This window comes from Bacillus pretiosus, assembly GCF_051294775.1.
GTDB lineage: Bacteria > Bacillota > Bacilli > Bacillales > Bacillaceae_G > Bacillus_A > Bacillus_A wiedmannii.
Genome location: NZ_JBPPHF010000471.1, coordinates 1 through 286 on the forward strand (window position 1 = coordinate 1; position 286 = coordinate 286).

General features: G+C 33.2%; 1 protein-coding gene. It reads right to left on the reverse strand.

Annotated elements, in window-relative coordinates:
• On the reverse strand, window positions 1–286 hold a 286-nt coding region (locus ACSG5Z_RS31780; protein WP_435712940.1), incomplete at both ends, for a MetQ/NlpA family ABC transporter substrate-binding protein.

Below are 286 nucleotides of genomic sequence, written 5' to 3' on the forward strand. Positions count from 1 at the left end.
GATCTACTCCGTCTTTAAATTTTAAAATGGCTTCTTTTTGTAAAATTGCTAAACCACGTCCATGGTCAGTAACGGAATTACTCATAATAATTGTCGCCCCGTCTGGAAGTTCTTTTAAGCTCTTATATTTTTGAGAATATACACCAATTGGTTCCAAGTGAATTTTCCCTGCTATTTCAAAATCATATTTTTTATCTTTCATTTCTTTTTCTAAATACGGAATGTGCTGGAAGTAGGTTGCATCTAAATCCTTATCCGCTAACGATTTATTTGGTAACACGTAATC